The following is a 17,537-nucleotide window of genomic DNA, read 5'->3' on the forward strand; positions in this document are numbered from 1 at the left end:
TACGGCCTTACGCCTCTACGGATCGACGGGCGATGTCGGTCCCCTCAGACTCTCCTTCAGCGTCGCAGCCCAGATGGCGAGGATCGCGCCTTCCAGATCGTCGTCGTCTCCAACGACCACGCTGAAGATCCCGAGCAGGTTGGAGAATTCCTCCACTTCCAAGTGGCCGCGCGCCTGCAACGCGGTGACCAGCATGGTCAGCGCCTTGCCATTGGCACCGACCAGGGCGCGCTCGACGGCGGAGAGCTTCGGCTGTGAACGTCGTAGGCCGAGCGTCGCGATCCAGCTGCGCAAGGATGCCGGTTTCTTCGTTTTGTTCATCGCCTCCATCCGATCGATCCGAGCGCCCGGCCGATCCGACGCACGTGAACATTGCGGAGGCCGATAGCGCCGCCACGGTAGGGCGACTATTATGGTCGCCCCAGGTCAAAGCCAGCGGAGATTGTCTCGACCGTATCCGGATCGGTTCGGTTGTCGCGGGCGTCCGCGCCGAAAGCAGAGAGTAAGAGGGGGGACGGGATTTTCGTGACGGGTTGGAGGTCGAGAGAGAGGCTCTCGGCCGCCCGTCGCGGAGTACATCCCGATGGCTACTGCAGCTCAAAAGATCGTCCTGTCGTCCTCGCGCGACATTCCCTTCAACAAGCTGGTCCTGAGCCAGTCGAACGTCCGGCGCGTGAAGGCCGGCGTCTCGATCGACGACCTGGCGGCCTCGATCGCACGACGCGGCCTGATCCAGAGCCTCAGCGTCGTTCCCGTCGCTGACGCCGAGGGCAACGAGACCGGCATGTTCGAGGTGCCCGCCGGCGGCCGCCGTTTCCGGGCGCTGGAGATGCTGGTCAAGCAGAAGCGCCTCGCCAAGATCGCGCCGGTGCCCTGCGTGGTGCGCGAGCGCGACAGCGCCATCCTCGCCGAGGAGGTCTCGCTTGCCGAGAATATCGAGCGCGCGCCGCTCCATCCCCTCGACCAGTATCGCGCCTTCCAGGACATGCGCGACAAGGGCATGAGCGAGGAGGAGATCGCCGCGGCCTTCTTCGTGCCGGCCCAGGTCGTGAAGCAGCGACTGCGGCTGGCGTCCGCGTCGCCCGCGCTGCTCGACGTCTATGCCGAGGACGGCATGACGCTGGAGCAGCTCATGGCCTTCACCGTGTCCAACGACCATGCCCGCCAGGAACAGGTCTGGGACGCGATCAAGGATGCGTGGTCGAAGGAGCCCTACCAAATCCGGCGCATGCTCACCGAGACCACCGTGCGCGCCTCGGACAAGCGGGCCGTTTTCCTAGGCGTCGACGCCTATGAGGCGGCCGGCGGCGTCACCATGCGCGATCTCTTCCAGTCCGACGATGGCGGCTGGCTCAAGGACGCAGGCCTGCTCGACCGACTGGTCGCGGAGAAACTGAAGGCCACGGCCGAGACGATCGCCGCCGAAGGGTGGAAGTGGATCGAGGTCGCGGTCAGCTTCCCCTATGACGCCACGCGGGGCCTGCGCGAGCTGCAGGGCGAACCGCTCGACCTCTCGGCCGAGGAACAGGCGACCATCGAGGCGCTCAACGCCGAATATCAGAAGCTCGAGGCCGAATATGAAGGCGCCGACGAGCTGCCGGATGAGGTCGATCAGCGCCTCGGCGAGATCGAGACGGCGATCGCCGCCTTCGAGACCAGGCCGGTACGCTTCGAGGCGGACGACATCCCCCGCGCGGGCGTCTTCATCAGCATCGCCCACGACGGCAGCCTCGACATCGACCGCGGCTATGTGCGGGCCGAGGACGAAGCGCCGATCGAGGCTGAGGGCGAGACCGACGTGGACGCCGGCGGCGATCCGGCCGAGCCCGTGGTGCAGCGGGCGGTCATCACCATCGGTGGCCAGCCTGCCGAGCCCGAGGACGACGAGGACGACGGCGTCATCAAGCCGCTGCCGGAGCGCCTTGTGGTCGAGCTGACGGCGTACCGCACGCTCGCGCTTCGGAACGCCGTCGCGGAGAATCCGCACGTCGCCATGACGGCGCTGCTCCACAAACTTGTCTCGGACACCTTCATGACCCGCATGTATACGGGCGCCATGGAAGCCGGGGTGAAGCACGTCTTCTTCCCGGCCCAGGACGATGCGCTGAAGGACAGCCCGTCCGCACGCGCGGTGCAGGACCGCCACGCCGCTTGGGCGGGCGACATCCCGAAGGAGGACGTCGCCCTGTGGGACTGGCTCGCGGGCCTGGACGACGCCAGCCGGATGGCACTCCTGGCACATTGCGTCAGCTATGGCGTGAACGCGCTCTACGAGCGTCCGAATCCGCATAGCGCTGGCGGCGTGTCGCAGCACACGCTCGAGATGCGGCTCGCCCAGGCCGACCGCCTGACTCTGGCGACCGGGCTCGATCTGGTCGAAGCCGGCTGGCGTCCGACCTTCGGCAACTACCTCAACCGGGTCACCAAACCCCGCATCCTTCAGGCCGTCCGCGAGGGAGCCGGCGAACAGGCCGCGCAGCTTATCGACCATCTGAAGAAGGGCGACATGGCCAAGGAGGCCGAGCGCCTGCTGGCCGACACCGGCTGGCTGCCGGAACCGCTGCGCCTGGTGGCCGAGGCCGACACGTCCACGCCGGAAACCCAGACCGGCGGCGAGGATGACGGCGCGGAGCTGCCCGACTTCCTCGCGGGCGATGACGAGGAGCCGGCCGGCGAAGACGACGAACGCCAACTCGTCGCGGCCGAGTGATCGCGCAGGCGGGGCGGCTTCGGCCGCTCCGCCTATCCCTCCAACCAAGGAGCTGCGCCATGTCGCAATCCAGCCCAGCGCCCCGGCGCGTCGTCTTCCGATATCTCGTGCCCGTGCATGTCGAGGTCGAAGACGGGCTCGTTGCCCGCGTCACCGTTATCGACGAGACGCCAGTCCGCGATCCCACCGTCGTCGAGGGTGACCCCGCCTACCTCGACGATGCCGTGCGAGCCGCCGACGACGGCCAGGCCTGGCCGTCCTGGCAGTTCGGCTACTAGCCCGAGCACGTTCGATCCCCCCGAGCCCGGCCCAGCGCCGGGCTTTTTCGTTGCAGGAGCCCGCCATGACCGATTTTCTCACCCGCTTTTCCTGCCTGCTCGACATCGGCACCGCCGCCAACGCGGCGCGCGCCTTCGACATCTACACTGCGCTGATCGCCGAAAACGCCCGCGAAGACCCGCCGGCCGAACCGTTCCTGCTCTCGCTTTCACCCGAGTACGGACCGGCCCGCCTGTGGCTGCGCGATGTCGGCAGCGCAGACCAGCAGCTCGCCATCACCTTCGTGACGCGCTGCGCCGATGCCTTCGGCCTGACAGGGCGCTGGGGATTCCAATGGGCGAGCATCGCTTCGGACCCCGTCGTCGACGGCTTCTCGGGCGGCGCCCATGTCCTTGATCTATCGACGGGCCAGACGCTCGAATGGATCAGCACCGGGCGCTGGCTCGCCGATAGGCTTCCCGACGGAGGGGCGCGATGAGCATTCCCGATCACGCTCGCACCAACTTCCAAACCTTGCTGAGCGCCGCGACGAGCGGCGATCTGGCGCTGATGGAATGCACCGAAATCGCAACGGGCGAGACCCGTTACGTTATCTGCGCCGTCGGGCGCGATGACGGCGACTACGTGTTCACCCCGTTTGGCCATCTGGCCGACGGTAATCCCTTCGAACTTTACCGCCCGCCGGAGGCCTTGACCTGAGGGCGGACACTCTCAAAGAGGTCCGCAACAATCGCGTGCGCCCTGGACGGAAACGCGGTGTCGCCCGCCGGAACGACGAAGCTGTCGAAGGCATGCTTCGGATAATAGGCGTTCAGCACGGTGACGATCCCGTCCAACCCGGCCACCGTCTTGAGGCCTGCGGCCTCGGCAAAGGCCAGCGCCTTTTGCAGATCGTGGCGGACATCACGGCGACAGCGATCGTCGCTCCAGCCCTGTGCGACGAGGAATGCCTTCAGCGCCAGCTCGGTGGCGATGGCGATCGCGTAGCAGATCTCCCCCGCACCCTCGCGATCGGCCCTGTCCGCGCCCGTCAGAAAACCTTCGCCATTTGCGAGGAATACAGCCGCCAGTTCGCGATCGATGTCGCCCGCCACACGCCTCCGTCCGCACTTAACAGCCGCCGCGGTCTACGCCAGCATATCCGCAATGACAGCGATAGCGGTGAGCGAACTCGCGTGATTGACGTTATGTCGCCGTCCCCGTTGCGCTATCGACTATCTTGCACCTCTTGAACCCGAAAGCGCGGGCTACACCTGCATCCTTCAATCCCTTCGCCAAGCGACCGCTAACGAAGAAAGTGTCCCGGATTTGCGGATCGACCCAAATGTCGGGACCTTCCAGCGCGTCGGCACTCACCATCAGCATGTTATCCTGCACCGGATAAGGCATGGCGTGTCGAATAGTTGGGGCCTCGATGTAGGGAGTAGGGTCTCTTCCGCCCCCCAAATAGGCTGTTTTTACATTACCGAAATTGATGCAGAGCCATTCCCCCGGTATCGGCGTCTTTCGATCTTTCTTCAACACACGGATAGGAAAGAATTGGCCTTGACCGATGTCAAACTGCTGTATCACGTCGGCCGCCGCCCTAGATACTATCCAGGGACCATAGCCCATGAAAATATCAGGTAGGGACTCGTAATCTTTGCGACCGCGCACGCCCCAGATTTCCGGTGGAAAGCTTTCGGCGGAAAGCACTTCACCCGCTTCATTGCGGCGGCCGGAGCCCTGCAACCTGGGATCGACGGGGCCTTCGTCGAAGTCTAGAGCATTTCGGAAAAACATCTTTCCGTAGATACTTACCATCACGCTGCTTGCCCACACCGTTGGCTTGCTCATGCTGATTCTGCCTTCGTTTTGTAGAGGAACGCCGCCAGGGCGACGCCAGCCAGAACCAACACGGCCGCAGCAAGCGATCGGCCTAACGGCTGTACCAATAATTCCCGCGTGAAAGAGTCGAGTGCTCTCACGATCGCAGAGGTCCGCCCACTGGGTGCAGCAGCAATCAGGCGGTCGAGCAAACCGGTCGCCACATGGGCCGCCCATATCCAAAACCATGCGAGCGCAAACAGCGCTCCGAAAACCCTGCCATTCAGCGCCACGTTTCACCCCACATTCTATCGCCACCTTGCGCCGACCGGGCATGTTGGCTGCGGCGTTCACGGCAAGCATGTTCGGCTACGACTGGAGTGCTACAGCGTAGGTGTAGTGCCCACATCATCGGGTCTGGCCCGCCGCTACCAGACCGCGACTTCCCACTGGCCGTTGATCCGCGCAAAGCCGATCGGGCGGTTCTGCGGAGCCGCTCCGGCCTTCGTCGGGTCCATGACGAGCTGCGTCATGCAGGTCACGCCGGGTCCCACGCCGCCTGGCGAACAATCACCGAGCTTCAGAGTGGCGTTCGCGAGCGATGTCCCAGTGAACAGCCGATGACGTCGTACCGCCGCCGTGGCCTCGTCTTCACTCGGCTGGGCCACTCCGGCGGCGACAGCTGGCGATGCCGACACCGGAGAAATGACCGGGCGCAGGACAAAGCCAGCCCCAAAGCCGATCACTAAACAGACGGCCGCAACCGTGCCGATCGCTCTTCCGCTCATCACTCTCGCCTCGCTTTCTTCACTGGCCCAACGAACTCGGTGTCACGCGACACGCCGCGACCTTTAGGGAGTGTTGCGACGTCCAGCCCGGGCCGCTGCGCAATGCACCCAGCAGAGGTGTCGGACACGCCAGGCCAAGGCCGCTCCGAGAGATCATCCCTCGAGCCCTTTCTTTGGCACCGTAATGACGATGCAAAGCCCATTTGCGCGCCAATCTCGATCGACGGTCGCTCCAAGGGCTGCGCATAGGCTCCGTTCGAGGCGACTGCCGAACCCCTCCGCGGCGGGACGCGATATCTCTCGCCCGCACGTCTCCGCCCATGTCAGCTTTATCTCGCCTTCATGTTCGGCGATGCCAACATCGAGACGTCCTTCCGGACCAGACAGTGCGCCATATTTTGCAGCGTTGGTGGCGAGTTCATGAAGCACCAGCGCCATGTTCGTCAGCGCTTTGCCGTGGACGGTGGCGGCGATCCCCTCGATGGCGATCTGACCTTCGCCGTCATAGGGCTCGAGAATTGCCCGAACCAAATTTCGCAAGTCAGCAGCCTGCTCGCGGATCGTCTCGCTTGCCCAATCGGAAATCGTCAGATCGTGAGCACGAGCAAGCGCGCCGAGCCGCTCATGAATCGTGCGTACCACCTCGTCAGTGCTTGCGTTCGATCTTCCGCTGAGGGTGACGATGCCAGCGGTTAACGCGAACAGATTCTTGATACGGTGCTGCATTTCTCCGAACAGGAGGCGTTGCGTCTCCTGGGCGCGTCGCCGCTCGGTGACGTCGCGGGCGAATTTCGATGCCCCGACAATCACACCGCGCTCGTTGTGAATTGGAGAAATTGTCAACGACAGATCTATCAGGGCGCCATCCTTACGCCGGCGTTGCGTCTCGAATTGTTCGACGCGCCGCCCATGTCGGATTTCGTCCAAAATCTTTGGCTCTTCCCCGAGTCGCTCATCGGGGATGAGGATGGTAATTGGCCGGCCGACAGCTTCTTCGGACGTATAACCGAACAGCCGAGCGGCGCCACGATTCCAGCTGCGGATATTGCCCTCTAGATCCTTGCTGATGATTGCGTCGTCCGATCCCGCGATAATTGCCGCGAGCCAATCACGTGGATCGGGATCGATCTCCGCAGCATCGGCAACCGCCAGCGCTGGCGCAGACGCTTCATGTCCGGACGTCAACGCGGAAGGCCCCGTGGCAAGCGGCGTATCTCGAACACCCAGATGAAGCTTGCTGTCATTCTCACTACTCACGGGAGCGGCCTTTCGCTTTGCCGCACAGATTCGCAGCGCTGTTTCCTGGTTTTGTCCTTAGGGGTACGGACCATTACCAGAGATGTGACGCAAGGGCCACATCTTAGAGGAAGAGGTCGGCCGGGACGGGTTTGAGCCCGTCCGGTCGAGAGAGAGCGCCGGGCCGGCTCGTCCGTCTCCCGCTCTTTCGAGGTATCCTCCATGCTTCGCGCTTCCGCCTCCCGAGCCGCTCCGGCGGCCACGCTTTCGCTCGCGCCCTACGCGCCTCCGGCATCCGCAATCCTCGCCGCAGCCGGCGATCTTCTTCCTCATCTCGAACAGGGCCGCGCGATCGACGCCGCGATCCTGCGCTCCGTCATGGAGCAGGCCTTCGGCGCCTCCGATGCCGCCGGCGCCTGGGACTGGAAGACAGCCTACGACGCCTGCGAAGCGGCCACCGTCCTGTTCCTGCGCAAATACGGAAAGCCGCTTTTCCGCAAAGCCGCGTCTCCGGCCGCGCGGCTCGCCGCACTGACCAAGATCGCCGGTCTGCTGCCGACCCACACGCGCAGGTCCGAGGAAGCTCAGGCGCTTCAACAGTTCTCGACCCCGACAACGCTCGGCCTGACGGCTTTGACCGCCGCGTCGCTCACGCCCGCCGACCGGGTGCTGGAGCCTTCGGCCGGCACGGGCCTGCTCGCGGTTCTCGCGGAGATGGTCGGCTGCGACCTCATCCTCAACGAGCTGGCCGAGACCCGCGCCGATCTTCTCGCCTCGCTCTTTCCGGCCATCGCCGTCAGGCGCTTCGACGCCGCTCAGATCGACGATCATCTGGATCGCGCCGCCATCCCCAGCGTCGTCATCATGAACCCGCCGTTTTCGGTCATGGCGAACGTCTCAGGGCGCGTCGCGGACGCCGCCTATCGCCACATCGCTTCGGCGCTGGCACGGCTCGCGCCCGGCGGCCGGCTGGTCGCAATCACCGGCGCGAACTTCTCGCCCGAGCTGCCAGCCTGGCGCGACAGCTTCGTCCGGCTGCAGGAGCGCGGCCGCGTCGTGTTCACCGCGGCGATCGCGGGCTCGGTCTATGCCAAGCACGGCACCACGATCGAAACCCGCCTAACCGTCATCGACAAGGCGCCTGCCGAGGACGTGGCTCGCTTCCCCGCATCCCCCGGCATCGCCCCCGACGTGGCGACACTGCTCGCCTGGATCGAGCGGGACTTGCCCCCGCGCATGGCCGTCGCGCTCCCGAAAGCCGCTCCAGACGCCGCGCCGCGCACCGTTCGCGGCTATCTCGCCCGGGTCGCAGCCGCCACGCCCGCCCGGCGCACGGCTGAGATCGAAGCTGTGCCGCTGGACTACGAGACGGTCGAGTGGACGCCGCCCGAGGGTCGCCGCCTGTCGGACTCGATCTACGAGGCCTTTTCGCTCCAGTCGATCCGCATCCCCGGCGCGCAGGCCCATCCCACCAAATTGGTGCAATCGGCCGCCATGGCGTCGGTCGCGCCGCCCAAGCCGAGTTATCGCCCGACCCTTCCGGCCGCGATCGTCGCCGATGGCCTGCTGTCCGACGCCCAGCTCGAGACGGTGATCTATGCCGGTGAGGCCCATGGCGAATATCTCGCCGGCGCATGGACCGTGGACGAAACCGGCGATCTCGTCACCGCCGCGCCGGACGATGCGCCGAACGCCGTCCGCTTCCGCCGGGGCTTCATGCTTGGCGACGGCACCGGCGCCGGCAAAGGCCGCCAATCGGCCGGTGTGATCCTCGACAACTGGCTCCAGGGTCGCCGCAAAGCGGTCTGGATTTCGAAATCTGACAAGCTGCTGGAGGACGCGCAACGCGACTGGTCGGCGCTCGGCATGGAGCGCCTGCTGGTCACGCCGCTGTCGCGCTTCCCGCAAGGCACGCCCATCCGGCTGAACGAAGGCGTCCTATTCACCACCTACGCTACGCTACGGTCCGACGACCGTGGGGAGAAGCTTTCGCGCGTCAAGCAGATCGTCGAATGGTTGGGCTCCGATTTCGATGGAGTGATCATTTTCGACGAGTCCCACGCGATGCAGAACGCCGGCGGCGGCAAGGGAGAACGGGGCGATGTTGCCCCCTCACAACAGGGTCGTGCCGGGCTCAGGCTCCAGCACGCGCTGCCGAACGCCCGCGTCGTCTACGTCTCTGCGACTGGCGCGACTACCGTCCACAACCTCGCCTATGCCCAGCGGCTCGGCCTCTGGGGTGGCGACGATTTTCCCTTCGCCAATCGCGCCGAGTTCGTCGAAGCCGTGGAAAACGGCGGCGTCGCGGCCATGGAGGTGCTCGCCCGCGACCTGCGCGCGCTCGGCCTCTACACGGCCCGGTCGCTCTCCTATGACGGCGTCGCATACGAACTGGTCGAACACCAGCTCACGCCCGAGCAGACCCGCATCTACGACGCCTATGCCGGCGCCTTCGCCATCATCCACAATCATCTCGACGCGGCGATGCAGGCCGCCAACATCACCGGCGACAGCGGCACGCTGAACCGGCAGGCGAAGGCGGCCGCGCGGTCGGCCTTCGAGAGCGCCAAGCAGCGTTTCTTCGGCCATCTCCTGACCAGCATGAAGACGCCGACGCTGATCCGCTCGATCGAGCAGGACCTGGCCGCCGGGCACACCGCCGTCATCCAGATCGTCTCGACCGGCGAGGCGCTGATGGAACGGCGCCTGGCCGAGATCCCGACCGAGGAATGGAACGACGTGCGCGTCGACATCACGCCGCGCGAATATGTCCTCGACTATCTCGCCCATTCCTTCCCGGTGCAGCTCTACGAGCCGTTCTCGGACAGCGAGGGCAATCTGTCGTCGCGGCCGGTTTACCGGGACGGCCAGCCTGTCGAGAGCCGGGAAGCCGTCGCCCGTCGCGACGAACTGATCGAGCGGCTCGCATCGCTGGAGCCCGTTCCCGGCGCCCTCGACCAGATCGTCCAACGGTTTGGGACCGATGTCGTCGCAGAAGTCACCGGCCGCTCGCGGCGCGTGGTGCGAAAGGGCGAGCGCCTCGCCGTCGAGAACCGGGCGGGTGCGGCAAATCTCGCCGAGGCAGCCGCCTTCATGGACGACCAGAAGCGCATCCTCGTCTTCTCGGACGCCGGCGGCACCGGCCGCAGTTACCATGCCGATCTTGCGGCAAAGAACCAGCGCCTCCGCATCCATTATCTCCTGGAGCCGGGCTGGAAGGCTGACGCGGCGATCCAGGGGCTCGGCCGCACCAACCGCACCAACCAGGCGCAGCCGCCGCTCTTTCGGCCGATCGCCAGCGACGTGAAGGCCGAGAAGCGCTTCCTCTCGACGATCGCGCGCCGGCTCGACACGCTCGGCGCCATCACGCGCGGGCAGCGCCAGACCGGTGGCCAAGGCTTGTTCCGGCCGGAGGACAATCTGGAAAGTCCCTATGCCCGCGATGCGCTGCGCCAGCTCTATCTGCTGCTCGTCCGTGGCAAGGTGGAGGGCTGCTCGCTCGACCGCTTCGAGTCCGCCACCGGGCTGAAACTCATGGACGACAACGGCATCAAGGACGAGCTGCCGCCGATCACCACCTTCCTCAACCGGCTGCTGGCGCTCACCATCGAACTGCAGGGCGTGCTGTTCACGGCGTTCGAGCAGCTGCTGACCGCCAAGGTCGAAGGCGCGATCCGTAGCGGCGTCTATGACCTCGGTCTGGAGACGCTTCAGGCCGAGAGCTTCATCGTCACCGACGCTCAGGTGATCCACACGCACCCGGGCACCGGCGCGGAAACGCGGCTGCTCACCATCACCCGCCGGGAGCGCAATCGGCCGACGAGCCTGGCCGATGCGCTCGACCATCTCTCCGATCCCTGCGCACGGCTCCTGGTCAATGGCCGCTCCGGCCGCGCCGCCGTCCAGATACCGGCACCGTCGATGATGCTCGACGATGGCGAGATCGAGCGCCGCGTCAGCCTGATCCGGCCGATGGAGCAACACTATGCCCCGCTGCGCATGATGGACGAGAGCCATTGGGAGGAAGCCGATCGCGCCGCCTTCGCCGCCGCGTGGTGGGCCGAACTGAATGACGTGCCCGAGTTCTCGGACAGCACGATCCACATCGTCGCCGGGCTGCTGCTGCCGATCTGGAAGCGCCTGCCGAACGAGTCGACCCGCGTCTACCGGCTCCAGACCGATGCCGGCGAGCGCATCATCGGCCGGCGCGTGTCGCCAGCGTGGGCGTCGAACGCCGTCACCACGGGCGCCGCGTCGCTGACCCCGGAACAAGCCTTCACTGCGCTGATGGACGGCACGACGATCCTCGATCTCGCCGATGGCCTTCAGCTCCGCCGCGCGCGTGTCATGAGCGCCCAGCGGCTGGAGCTGGCTGGCTTCACCGATGCGATGCGGGACCGGCTGCGGGCCTATGGTCTCTTCAGCGAGATCATCTCGTGGAAGCTCCGCTTCTTCGTGCCGGTCGACGCCACCGGGCCAAGCATCCTCGCCAAGCTGCTCGACACCTTCCCGGTGGCGCGCATCTCCGAGCGGGAGGCCGCGTGATGGCACGTCAGGACGCTTCCGATCTCGCGCAAAGTCTCGGCCGCCAGGCCGAGGCGGTGTGCCGGCATTATCTCTCCAGCGGCCGCCGCGAGGGCGGCTATTGGCTGGTCGGCGACGCACGCAACACGCCCGGCCGCTCGATGTACGTCCGGCTCAAGGACTCGCCCAAAGGTCCAGCCGGCAAATGGACCGACGCGGCGACAGGCGAACATGGCGATCTTCTCGACGTCATCCGGGAAAGCTGCGGCCTGGTCGATTTCAAGGACGTCGCCGACGAGGCCCGGACCTTCCTGTCGATGCCTCAACCGGAACCGGAGGCCCGCCAGCACCAGCGGCAAAGCCCGGCCCCGCATGGCTCCCCCGAAGCGGCACGCCGGCTGGTTCACATGGCGCAGCCAATCTACGGTACGCTCGTACAGGCGTATTTGCGGGAACGCGGCATTACGGATTTACGCGGAACCGGAAGCCTGCATTTCCACCCGCGCTGCTACTATCGGCCCGACGAGCATTCTCCGACCGAGACCTGGCCGGCGATGATCGCTGAAGTCACCGACCTCGACGGCAAGATCACCGGGGCGCATCGCACCTGGCTCGATCCCCGCCGCAGGGACAAGGCGCCGATCGATACGCCGAGGCGGGCAATGGGAGATCTTCTCGGCAACGCTGTGCGCTTCGGCATCGGTGGCGAGGTGATGGCGGCCGGCGAAGGCATCGAAACGGTGCTGTCGCTCCGCCAGGTCCTTCCCGACATGCCGATGTTGGCCGCGCTCTCGGCGGCTCATCTCGCCGCCTTCCTTTTCCCCGACACGCTGCGGCGGCTCTACATCGTCCGCGACAACGATCCGGCCGGTGACGGGGCGCGCGATACTCTTATCGAACGGGCGAACGAAGCCGGGATCGAGGCGATCGTCATCTCGCCGGAGCTGGGCGATTTCAACGAGGATCTCCGCTTGGCGGGTTTGGACAGCCTCCGGGCAGCGGCCCAGCCGCAGATCGCGCCACGGGACGTCGCACGCTTCATGGCGCTGGCGACATAGGCCGGCAGGAGAACGCAGACGGCGGGAGCGCCGTTGTCGGCGTCGCTCGGATAATCCCCAGGTCGGAGAGAACCGCGCCCCGGCCTTCGAGAGGGCGATCGGCCAGCAAACGGCCCGGACCCGCAATGCCTGCGGTGGACTATTTTCCGGCGCGGCCAGAGGCCGCTTTCCATCGCGAGGCAAAATAGCCCGCCTTCGTCATCCTCCGCTGCGCTCCGGCCCTCCGCTTCGCTGCGGGTGCAGGCCCGGCCCGCCCGCCGGCTTTCGTCGCCATGAAGGCCGCGAGGGTCGTGGTCGAACCGACGGAGCATCCCATGAGCGAGCACGACGACTACGAACCGCACCACGCCTCTTCCCCCACCGACCATGTCCTGAGCGAACTCCAGCTTTACGGCTACCGTCCCTTCACGGATGAACCCGATCCACGACCGCTTCCGGAGGGCGACCTTGTCGCTGGCGCCATCGCCGACATCTTCGACGCCCTGATCGCCACGCTGGAAGACACCCGCCTCGAGCCCGACCTCGACGATCTCCTCTGGTCGACCGTCAACGTTTTCCACCGGGCCAACGAACGGATCGAGCGCGAGTTGGACGACAATGAGCAGGCGCAGCGCCGCGGCCAGCGCGAACAGGACGGCAGCGAAGTGAAGGCCGTCGAGCTAGAACGCCTGACGGCCGAGGGCCAGACCATGATCGAACGGCGCAACGCCTTCGAGCTGATGCGCGACCAGGCCGCCGAACACTACGAGCGCCACACCGGATCGAACTGGCGACCGCGCAGCGGATCAATGGTCAGCCATCGCAACATGACCTCGGCGATGATCGACAGCCGCGACTTCCTCGCAGCCAAGAAGCGCGCCGACAATCAGGTGCTGCTGCCCGCAGGTCCAAAGATCGCGTTCACTGGCGGGCTCGACTTCAACGATCACCACCTAATCTGGGCCAAGCTCGATCAGGTCCACGCCAAGCACCCCGACATGGTGCTGCTCCACGGCAAGTCGCCCAAAGGCGCCGAGAAGATCGCGGCGAAATGGGCTGACGCCCGCAAGGTGCCGCAGGTCGGCTTCGCCCCCGACTGGACGAAACACGCCAAGGCTGCACCATTCAAGCGCAACGATCAGATGCTCGACATCCTGCCGATCGGAGTGATCATCTTCCCCGGCACCGGCATTCAGGACAATCTCGCCGACAAGGCGAGGAAGCTCGGCATCCCGCTGTTCGACTTCCGCCCGAAGGGAGGCGGCGCCTGAGCGCCGTCCCCCCGTAGGAATGACCACAAAGGCACCAATCGATCCGAACGCAGATCGGATCTAGACCTTCTCGACAAAGTAATAGTGGTTCCCACCCTCGTCTTCAGTATCGGCCACCCACATGAGTCCAGCATCGCGTAGCAGTTGCTCATATGTGCGCCCACCAAGGGATTCCGACGGGCGCCCGGTCATGCCGTCCAGCCATTTAAGGGGCTCCCGGGGCGCGGTGAAGAGAAAGCGCCCCTCCGGCTTTAGCGCGCGCGCCACCTTTTCAATGACGAGCGCTTGGCTTGCCGGGTCGAGCAAGAACAACAGACCCCAGGCAAGCACGCCGCTAAAGGTCCGGTTGAAGAACTCCGAGGCCTCTACGGTGTTTCGCTCGATCGGCACACCCGGGTACCGCTCGCGGAACGCAGCGACCATGGTCGGTGACGCATCGACAGCATAGGTGGTGAGACCGGCCTCCTGCAAAATTCTCGTGCTCGGTTCACCGGGGCCGGAGCCGAGGTCGAGCACCGTCGCGTCGCGTGGAAAGCCGTTCGCCCAAGCTCTCACGACCGCGGCACCGACCGAGTCGCCTACGGGAGAACGGGTGCCTCGTCCTGCAACGTAGATGTCTGCGACAGCCTCATATCCGTTAGAGCCGTCCTCGGTTGCCGTACTCATATCACCTCGAGAAGCGTGCAGCTTACGCTCGCGCAATCACTGTGCGCTTCAGACGTAACAAAGTCACTATCTGTGGACCATGGGCGCTTGCTCTAATTCTATCGCTGGCCTGGCAAGGCCGAGCCCGCCACGAGCAATAGTGTCTCAAGCAAAGCACTGTTACAGAACTAAAGCATTGAACGGGGGTTTCATCGAGGCCCAGTCATGGCGTGAAACCATCACCCGCGTCCATTGCGCTAATCCTTGGTCCAGCCGCTGGCCTGACGCCATCAACCCGTAAAGGGTCGGCTATGCGAGCATGCCGCCGCTCCAGCTTCGCCTGCGCGGTGATTGCGGCCCCCGGCCGGACACATCGGGCGCCTGTCGCGCGGGAGATGGCCTCCCGCCTCCAAGACAGGAGCCGGTCAGATGTCCCTCAATCAAGCTCAAGCTTTCGCATTCAGCCTCGCCACCACGCTGATGGCAGCGATTATCATCTTCCAGGCTGGCGACGGGACGCTGTCGGTCACGCCCGCCAGCGAATACGACGGCGACATCGCCGCGATCGTTCATGAGATCGATCCTTTCGCCCCATGACCGGGGCGAACCGGCGCCGCCGCGCGGAAGTCGCACGCGATTTCCGCTCCCGGCGCAGTCAATTTTCAGCTATAGTTCGGGCGCGCCGTGGTGGTGGTGGTGGCGCAACCGTCAGACCTTTCTTACGGAGTCCACCACTATGATCATCCTCGCAATACTTGCATCCCTCGCGGCCATCGGCATGCTTTGCTGGCTGCTGTTCACGCTGGCTGTCTTCGCACTGCCGGCGTTCGTCGGCGTGACCGCGGGCGCCTGGGCGCACGGAACGGGCGCTGGAATCCCGGGCGCCATTCTAGTCGGCTCCATAGCGGCGGCGGCCACGCTCGCCGTCGGGCATCTGCTCATCACCTTCGTGCGGCCCATGTGGCTGAAGCTGATCGTCGCCACTGCCTTCGTTGCGCCGGCGGCGATCGCCGGCTTTCACGCCACCCATGGCATCGTGAAGCACCTGATGCCGTCCGACGCGTGGCAGATTGCGTTCTCCGTCATTGGCGCGGTCGCGGTCGGCATCACCGCGTTCGTGCGGGTCGCTGGAATGGCGGCGGCTCCGGCCCTGTCCGGCCGGGACCTTGCCCGGGCCTAACCTGCGTCATTGCCGGCAGTAGGATCAAGGCAGCCGTGATCGCGGTCGCCCCCATCGTCTCATGTCGGAGCGATGGGCGTGTGCGGCGCGGATCTGCGCTGGGCCCGGAAGGGCGGTCTTCGCTGAGGCGCTGCAGGGATAGAGTCATCTCTCAGCGGCCGCCGGACATCCGACGGCGCGATCTCCGTGGTGGCGCGGGGGGGCAGGATGCAGCCGCGTCGGCCTGGTGGGAGGAGACGACGCCTGTGAGCATGGCGTGACGCCGGCTTGCCGATGCGGGTTGGCCGCCATCTTCTCCGTTATCTGACCGTACCTCGACCGCTCCAAACGGCCTCTTCAATGGCCTGATCTGGCCGAAGGCCGGCTGCGCCTCGATCGCCTATGACGCAACAGCCGCGTCAAACTTTCTTCCCCTGCCGGCTGCGCCGCCATTCCTCGCGAGACAAGAAAGCCCTCCTTAGCTGTCAGGCCCCTTCGGGGTGCGCCGTCGATCGCCTCCGGCCTGCCGATCGCCATCGAGGCCGCAATGGTGCGGGCTCGGGAACGGAAAACGGAGACTTACAATGGCGACCATCGGCACCTTCAAGAAGACCGGCTCGAACGAGTTCACCGGCGAAATCGTCACCCTCAGCGTCCAGGCCAAGAACGTGCGCATCGTCCCCGACCAGCGCGCCACCGGCGAGAACGCCCCCAGCCACCGGGTCCTGGTCGGCCGCGCCGAGATCGGCGCCGCATGGTCCAAGCGCTCCAACGAAGGCCGCGACTATCTGGGCCTCAAGCTCGACGATCCGAGCTTCAACGCCCCGATCTACGCCAACCTCTTCGATGACGAGGGCGAAGAAACCTTCTCGCTGATCTGGTCCCGTCCCAACGGTCGGCGCGGCGACTAAGGCCCGAAGGGCCCCGGCCGAAAGGGCCGGGGCCCTTCCAACGCGCTAAACCGAATCAGATAGCTCGGCTTTGGCCGCCCGCTTGATCAAACAGCCGCTTTTGAGTGGCCAGCCCGAGCGAGGGCGACTATTATAGTCGTAGTTCTGGCGTGCGCGTAGGTCCGAGTGGGAGGTGATCATGCATGATCACCGCCCGACAATCACGGGCCGCACGCGCGTTGCTGGGCTGGACGCAGGAGACGCTCGCTGACAAGGCCCGAGTATCATTGACCGCGCTCAAGCGCCTCGAATCCTCCAGTGGCCTGGAGGTCTATGAGAGCACGCGTGATGAGGTGAGACGGGCGTTCGAACGCGCTGGCATCGTCTTCCTGAGTTCCGATCAGGGCAAGGGAGTGCTGCTCGTTGAGGGGAAGAAGGAAGCCTGAGGTTCGACAGGTCGCGGCGTCGCCACGCCTTCTCGCATCATGGGCTTGCGTCATCATTCCGATCAAATCACGGTTAACAATTCCCTCCAATTTGGATACATCTCGCGACCGGGGGATGTGGTGACGAAAGACGATTTCCTGGATCAGCCGCCGGCGGGGGCCGCACTGACCGCCTATGACGAGGCGCACCTCAAACTATACGCCCGCCTGCTCGACGCGGACGCGGCAAGCGCAGACTGGCGCGAAGTCGTCGAAGTTCTCTTCGGTCTCGACGCGAAAGCGGATCCTGAACGCGCTCTGCGCATCTACACGAACCATCTCGATCGCGCGAAATGGATGACGACCAGCGGCTTTTGCCAACTTCTACAAGGCCGCTTGCACTGAGGTGATGCACAATCCGCATCACGTAATGGCGACTCGGTTCTTCCCGCCATCCATTCAACCGGGAATCGTATCCGCCGCATAACTCGCGTTGTAAAACAGTGCGCGGAGGTCGCGGAGGATGTCCGAGGATGAGAGTTGGCGGTCTGATGCCGCCTATGACTATATCGACAAATTGACTCCGGGCGATCTTGCCTGGGAGTTCCTGCGCCGAAATCCCGATTACAGAGTAAGCGGTAAAAATCCCCCACATTTTCATGATTTGGCGATCTGGTAGATGGTGATCCTTGCATTTGCGAGGTGACGATGAGTGACAATGTCGAAACCAGTTTCGAAACTGAAAGGGGTGAGAGGACAGGCAAGGT

General features: G+C 65.1%; 20 protein-coding genes. 13 read left to right on the plus strand and 7 right to left on the minus strand.

Going from position 1 to position 17,537, the window contains the following annotated elements; genetic code table 11:
• Positions 1-15: 15 nt before the first annotated feature.
• Complete coding sequence (locus BV95_RS17470; protein WP_051749848.1) at positions 16-330, minus strand: hypothetical protein; 315 nt, start codon at positions 328-330, stop codon at positions 16-18.
• 253 nt (positions 331-583) lie between these two features.
• Between BV95_RS17470 and BV95_RS17475 the strand changes: the two genes are divergently transcribed.
• From BV95_RS17475 to BV95_RS17490, 4 genes are all read left to right on the plus strand, one after another.
• Positions 584-2,710, plus strand: coding sequence for a ParB/RepB/Spo0J family partition protein (locus BV95_RS17475; protein ID WP_037454920.1), 2,127 nt, complete (start codon positions 584-586; stop codon positions 2,708-2,710).
• 59 nt (positions 2,711-2,769) lie between these two features.
• Positions 2,770-2,988 carry a hypothetical protein gene (locus BV95_RS17480; RefSeq protein WP_037454922.1) on the plus strand — a complete coding sequence of 73 codons (219 nt, stop codon included), beginning with the start codon at positions 2,770-2,772 and terminating at the stop codon, positions 2,986-2,988.
• Between the two features lie 65 nt (positions 2,989-3,053).
• Positions 3,054-3,467, plus strand: a complete 414-nt coding sequence (locus tag BV95_RS17485) for a hypothetical protein (protein ID WP_037454924.1) — start codon at positions 3,054-3,056, stop codon at positions 3,465-3,467.
• Entirely contained in the window at positions 3,464-3,688 is a 225-nt protein-coding gene (locus BV95_RS17490) for a DUF6117 family protein (protein WP_037454926.1), read from the plus strand. The genes BV95_RS17485 and BV95_RS17490 overlap by 4 nt, the downstream gene beginning before the upstream one ends.
• On the opposite strand, the gene BV95_RS22785 is transcribed toward BV95_RS17490, so the two are convergent.
• The 5 genes from BV95_RS22785 to BV95_RS17510 form a co-directional block, all read right to left on the minus strand.
• Entirely contained in the window at positions 3,661-4,083 is a 423-nt protein-coding gene (locus BV95_RS22785; RefSeq protein WP_051749849.1) for a hypothetical protein, read from the minus strand. The two genes, BV95_RS17490 and BV95_RS22785, sit on opposite strands and share 28 nt — an antisense overlap.
• Positions 4,084-4,174: 91 nt before the next feature.
• Positions 4,175-4,825 (minus strand): imm11 family protein, encoded by a 651-nt coding sequence (locus tag BV95_RS17500; RefSeq protein WP_156028700.1) that lies wholly within the window; start codon positions 4,823-4,825, stop codon positions 4,175-4,177.
• On the minus strand, positions 4,822-5,088 hold the full coding sequence (locus BV95_RS23855; protein ID WP_156028701.1) for a hypothetical protein: 267 nt from the start codon (positions 5,086-5,088) through the stop codon (positions 4,822-4,824). Before BV95_RS23855 ends, BV95_RS17500 begins: the two co-directional genes overlap by 4 nt.
• 135 nt (positions 5,089-5,223) lie before the next feature.
• The gene (locus BV95_RS17505) at positions 5,224-5,583 is read right to left on the minus strand and encodes a hypothetical protein (RefSeq protein ID WP_037454932.1); all 360 of its coding nucleotides are present in this window, start codon (positions 5,581-5,583) and stop codon (positions 5,224-5,226) included.
• 153 nt (positions 5,584-5,736) lie between these two features.
• Entirely contained in the window at positions 5,737-6,840 is a 1,104-nt protein-coding gene (locus tag BV95_RS17510) for a PAS domain S-box protein (protein ID WP_234703229.1), read from the minus strand.
• A gap of 201 nt (positions 6,841-7,041) precedes the next feature.
• On the opposite strand from BV95_RS17510, the gene BV95_RS17515 reads away from it, so the two are divergent.
• The 3 genes from BV95_RS17515 (at position 7,042) to BV95_RS17525 (ending at position 13,651) form a co-directional block, all read left to right on the plus strand.
• On the plus strand, positions 7,042-11,364 hold the full coding sequence (locus BV95_RS17515; RefSeq protein ID WP_037454934.1) for a strawberry notch family protein: 4,323 nt from the start codon (positions 7,042-7,044) through the stop codon (positions 11,362-11,364).
• Positions 11,364-12,401 (plus strand): DUF7146 domain-containing protein, encoded by a 1,038-nt coding sequence (locus BV95_RS17520; RefSeq protein WP_037454937.1) that lies wholly within the window; start codon positions 11,364-11,366, stop codon positions 12,399-12,401. Before BV95_RS17515 ends, BV95_RS17520 begins: the two co-directional genes overlap by 1 nt.
• A gap of 314 nt (positions 12,402-12,715) precedes the next feature.
• Positions 12,716-13,651: a DUF2493 domain-containing protein gene (locus BV95_RS17525; protein ID WP_037454991.1), complete on the plus strand. Its 936-nt coding sequence runs from the start codon at positions 12,716-12,718 to the stop codon at positions 13,649-13,651.
• 60 nt (positions 13,652-13,711) lie between these two features.
• Here the strand turns inward: BV95_RS17525 and BV95_RS17530 are convergent, their stop codons facing one another.
• Positions 13,712-14,317, minus strand: coding sequence for a class I SAM-dependent methyltransferase (locus tag BV95_RS17530; RefSeq protein WP_037454941.1), 606 nt, complete (start codon positions 14,315-14,317; stop codon positions 13,712-13,714).
• A gap of 408 nt (positions 14,318-14,725) precedes the next feature.
• Here BV95_RS17530 and BV95_RS24385 point away from each other — a divergent pair, with 408 nt between their 5' ends.
• The 6 genes from BV95_RS24385 to BV95_RS24615 all read left to right on the plus strand — a co-directional run bounded on the left by BV95_RS24385 (position 14,726) and on the right by BV95_RS24615 (position 17,449).
• Positions 14,726-14,893 carry a hypothetical protein gene (locus BV95_RS24385; protein ID WP_169804668.1) on the plus strand — a complete coding sequence of 56 codons (168 nt, stop codon included), beginning with the start codon at positions 14,726-14,728 and terminating at the stop codon, positions 14,891-14,893.
• A 139-nt stretch (positions 14,894-15,032) separates the two neighbouring features.
• Complete coding sequence (locus BV95_RS17535; protein WP_037454943.1) at positions 15,033-15,476, plus strand: hypothetical protein; 444 nt, start codon at positions 15,033-15,035, stop codon at positions 15,474-15,476.
• A gap of 563 nt (positions 15,477-16,039) precedes the next feature.
• Positions 16,040-16,366 carry a DUF736 domain-containing protein gene (locus BV95_RS17540; protein ID WP_037454946.1) on the plus strand — a complete coding sequence of 109 codons (327 nt, stop codon included), beginning with the start codon at positions 16,040-16,042 and terminating at the stop codon, positions 16,364-16,366.
• A gap of 182 nt (positions 16,367-16,548) precedes the next feature.
• Positions 16,549-16,791 (plus strand): helix-turn-helix domain-containing protein, encoded by a 243-nt coding sequence (locus BV95_RS17545; protein WP_037454949.1) that lies wholly within the window; start codon positions 16,549-16,551, stop codon positions 16,789-16,791.
• A gap of 120 nt (positions 16,792-16,911) precedes the next feature.
• Positions 16,912-17,175, plus strand: coding sequence for a DUF2285 domain-containing protein (locus BV95_RS17550; RefSeq protein WP_037454993.1), 264 nt, complete (start codon positions 16,912-16,914; stop codon positions 17,173-17,175).
• 118 nt (positions 17,176-17,293) lie between these two features.
• Positions 17,294-17,449 carry a transcriptional regulator domain-containing protein gene (locus BV95_RS24615; protein ID WP_234703230.1) on the plus strand — a complete coding sequence of 52 codons (156 nt, stop codon included), beginning with the start codon at positions 17,294-17,296 and terminating at the stop codon, positions 17,447-17,449.
• Positions 17,450-17,537 lie beyond the last annotated feature (88 nt).

Source organism: Sphingobium chlorophenolicum (assembly GCF_000722875.1).
Taxonomy (GTDB): domain Bacteria; phylum Pseudomonadota; class Alphaproteobacteria; order Sphingomonadales; family Sphingomonadaceae; genus Sphingobium; species Sphingobium chlorophenolicum.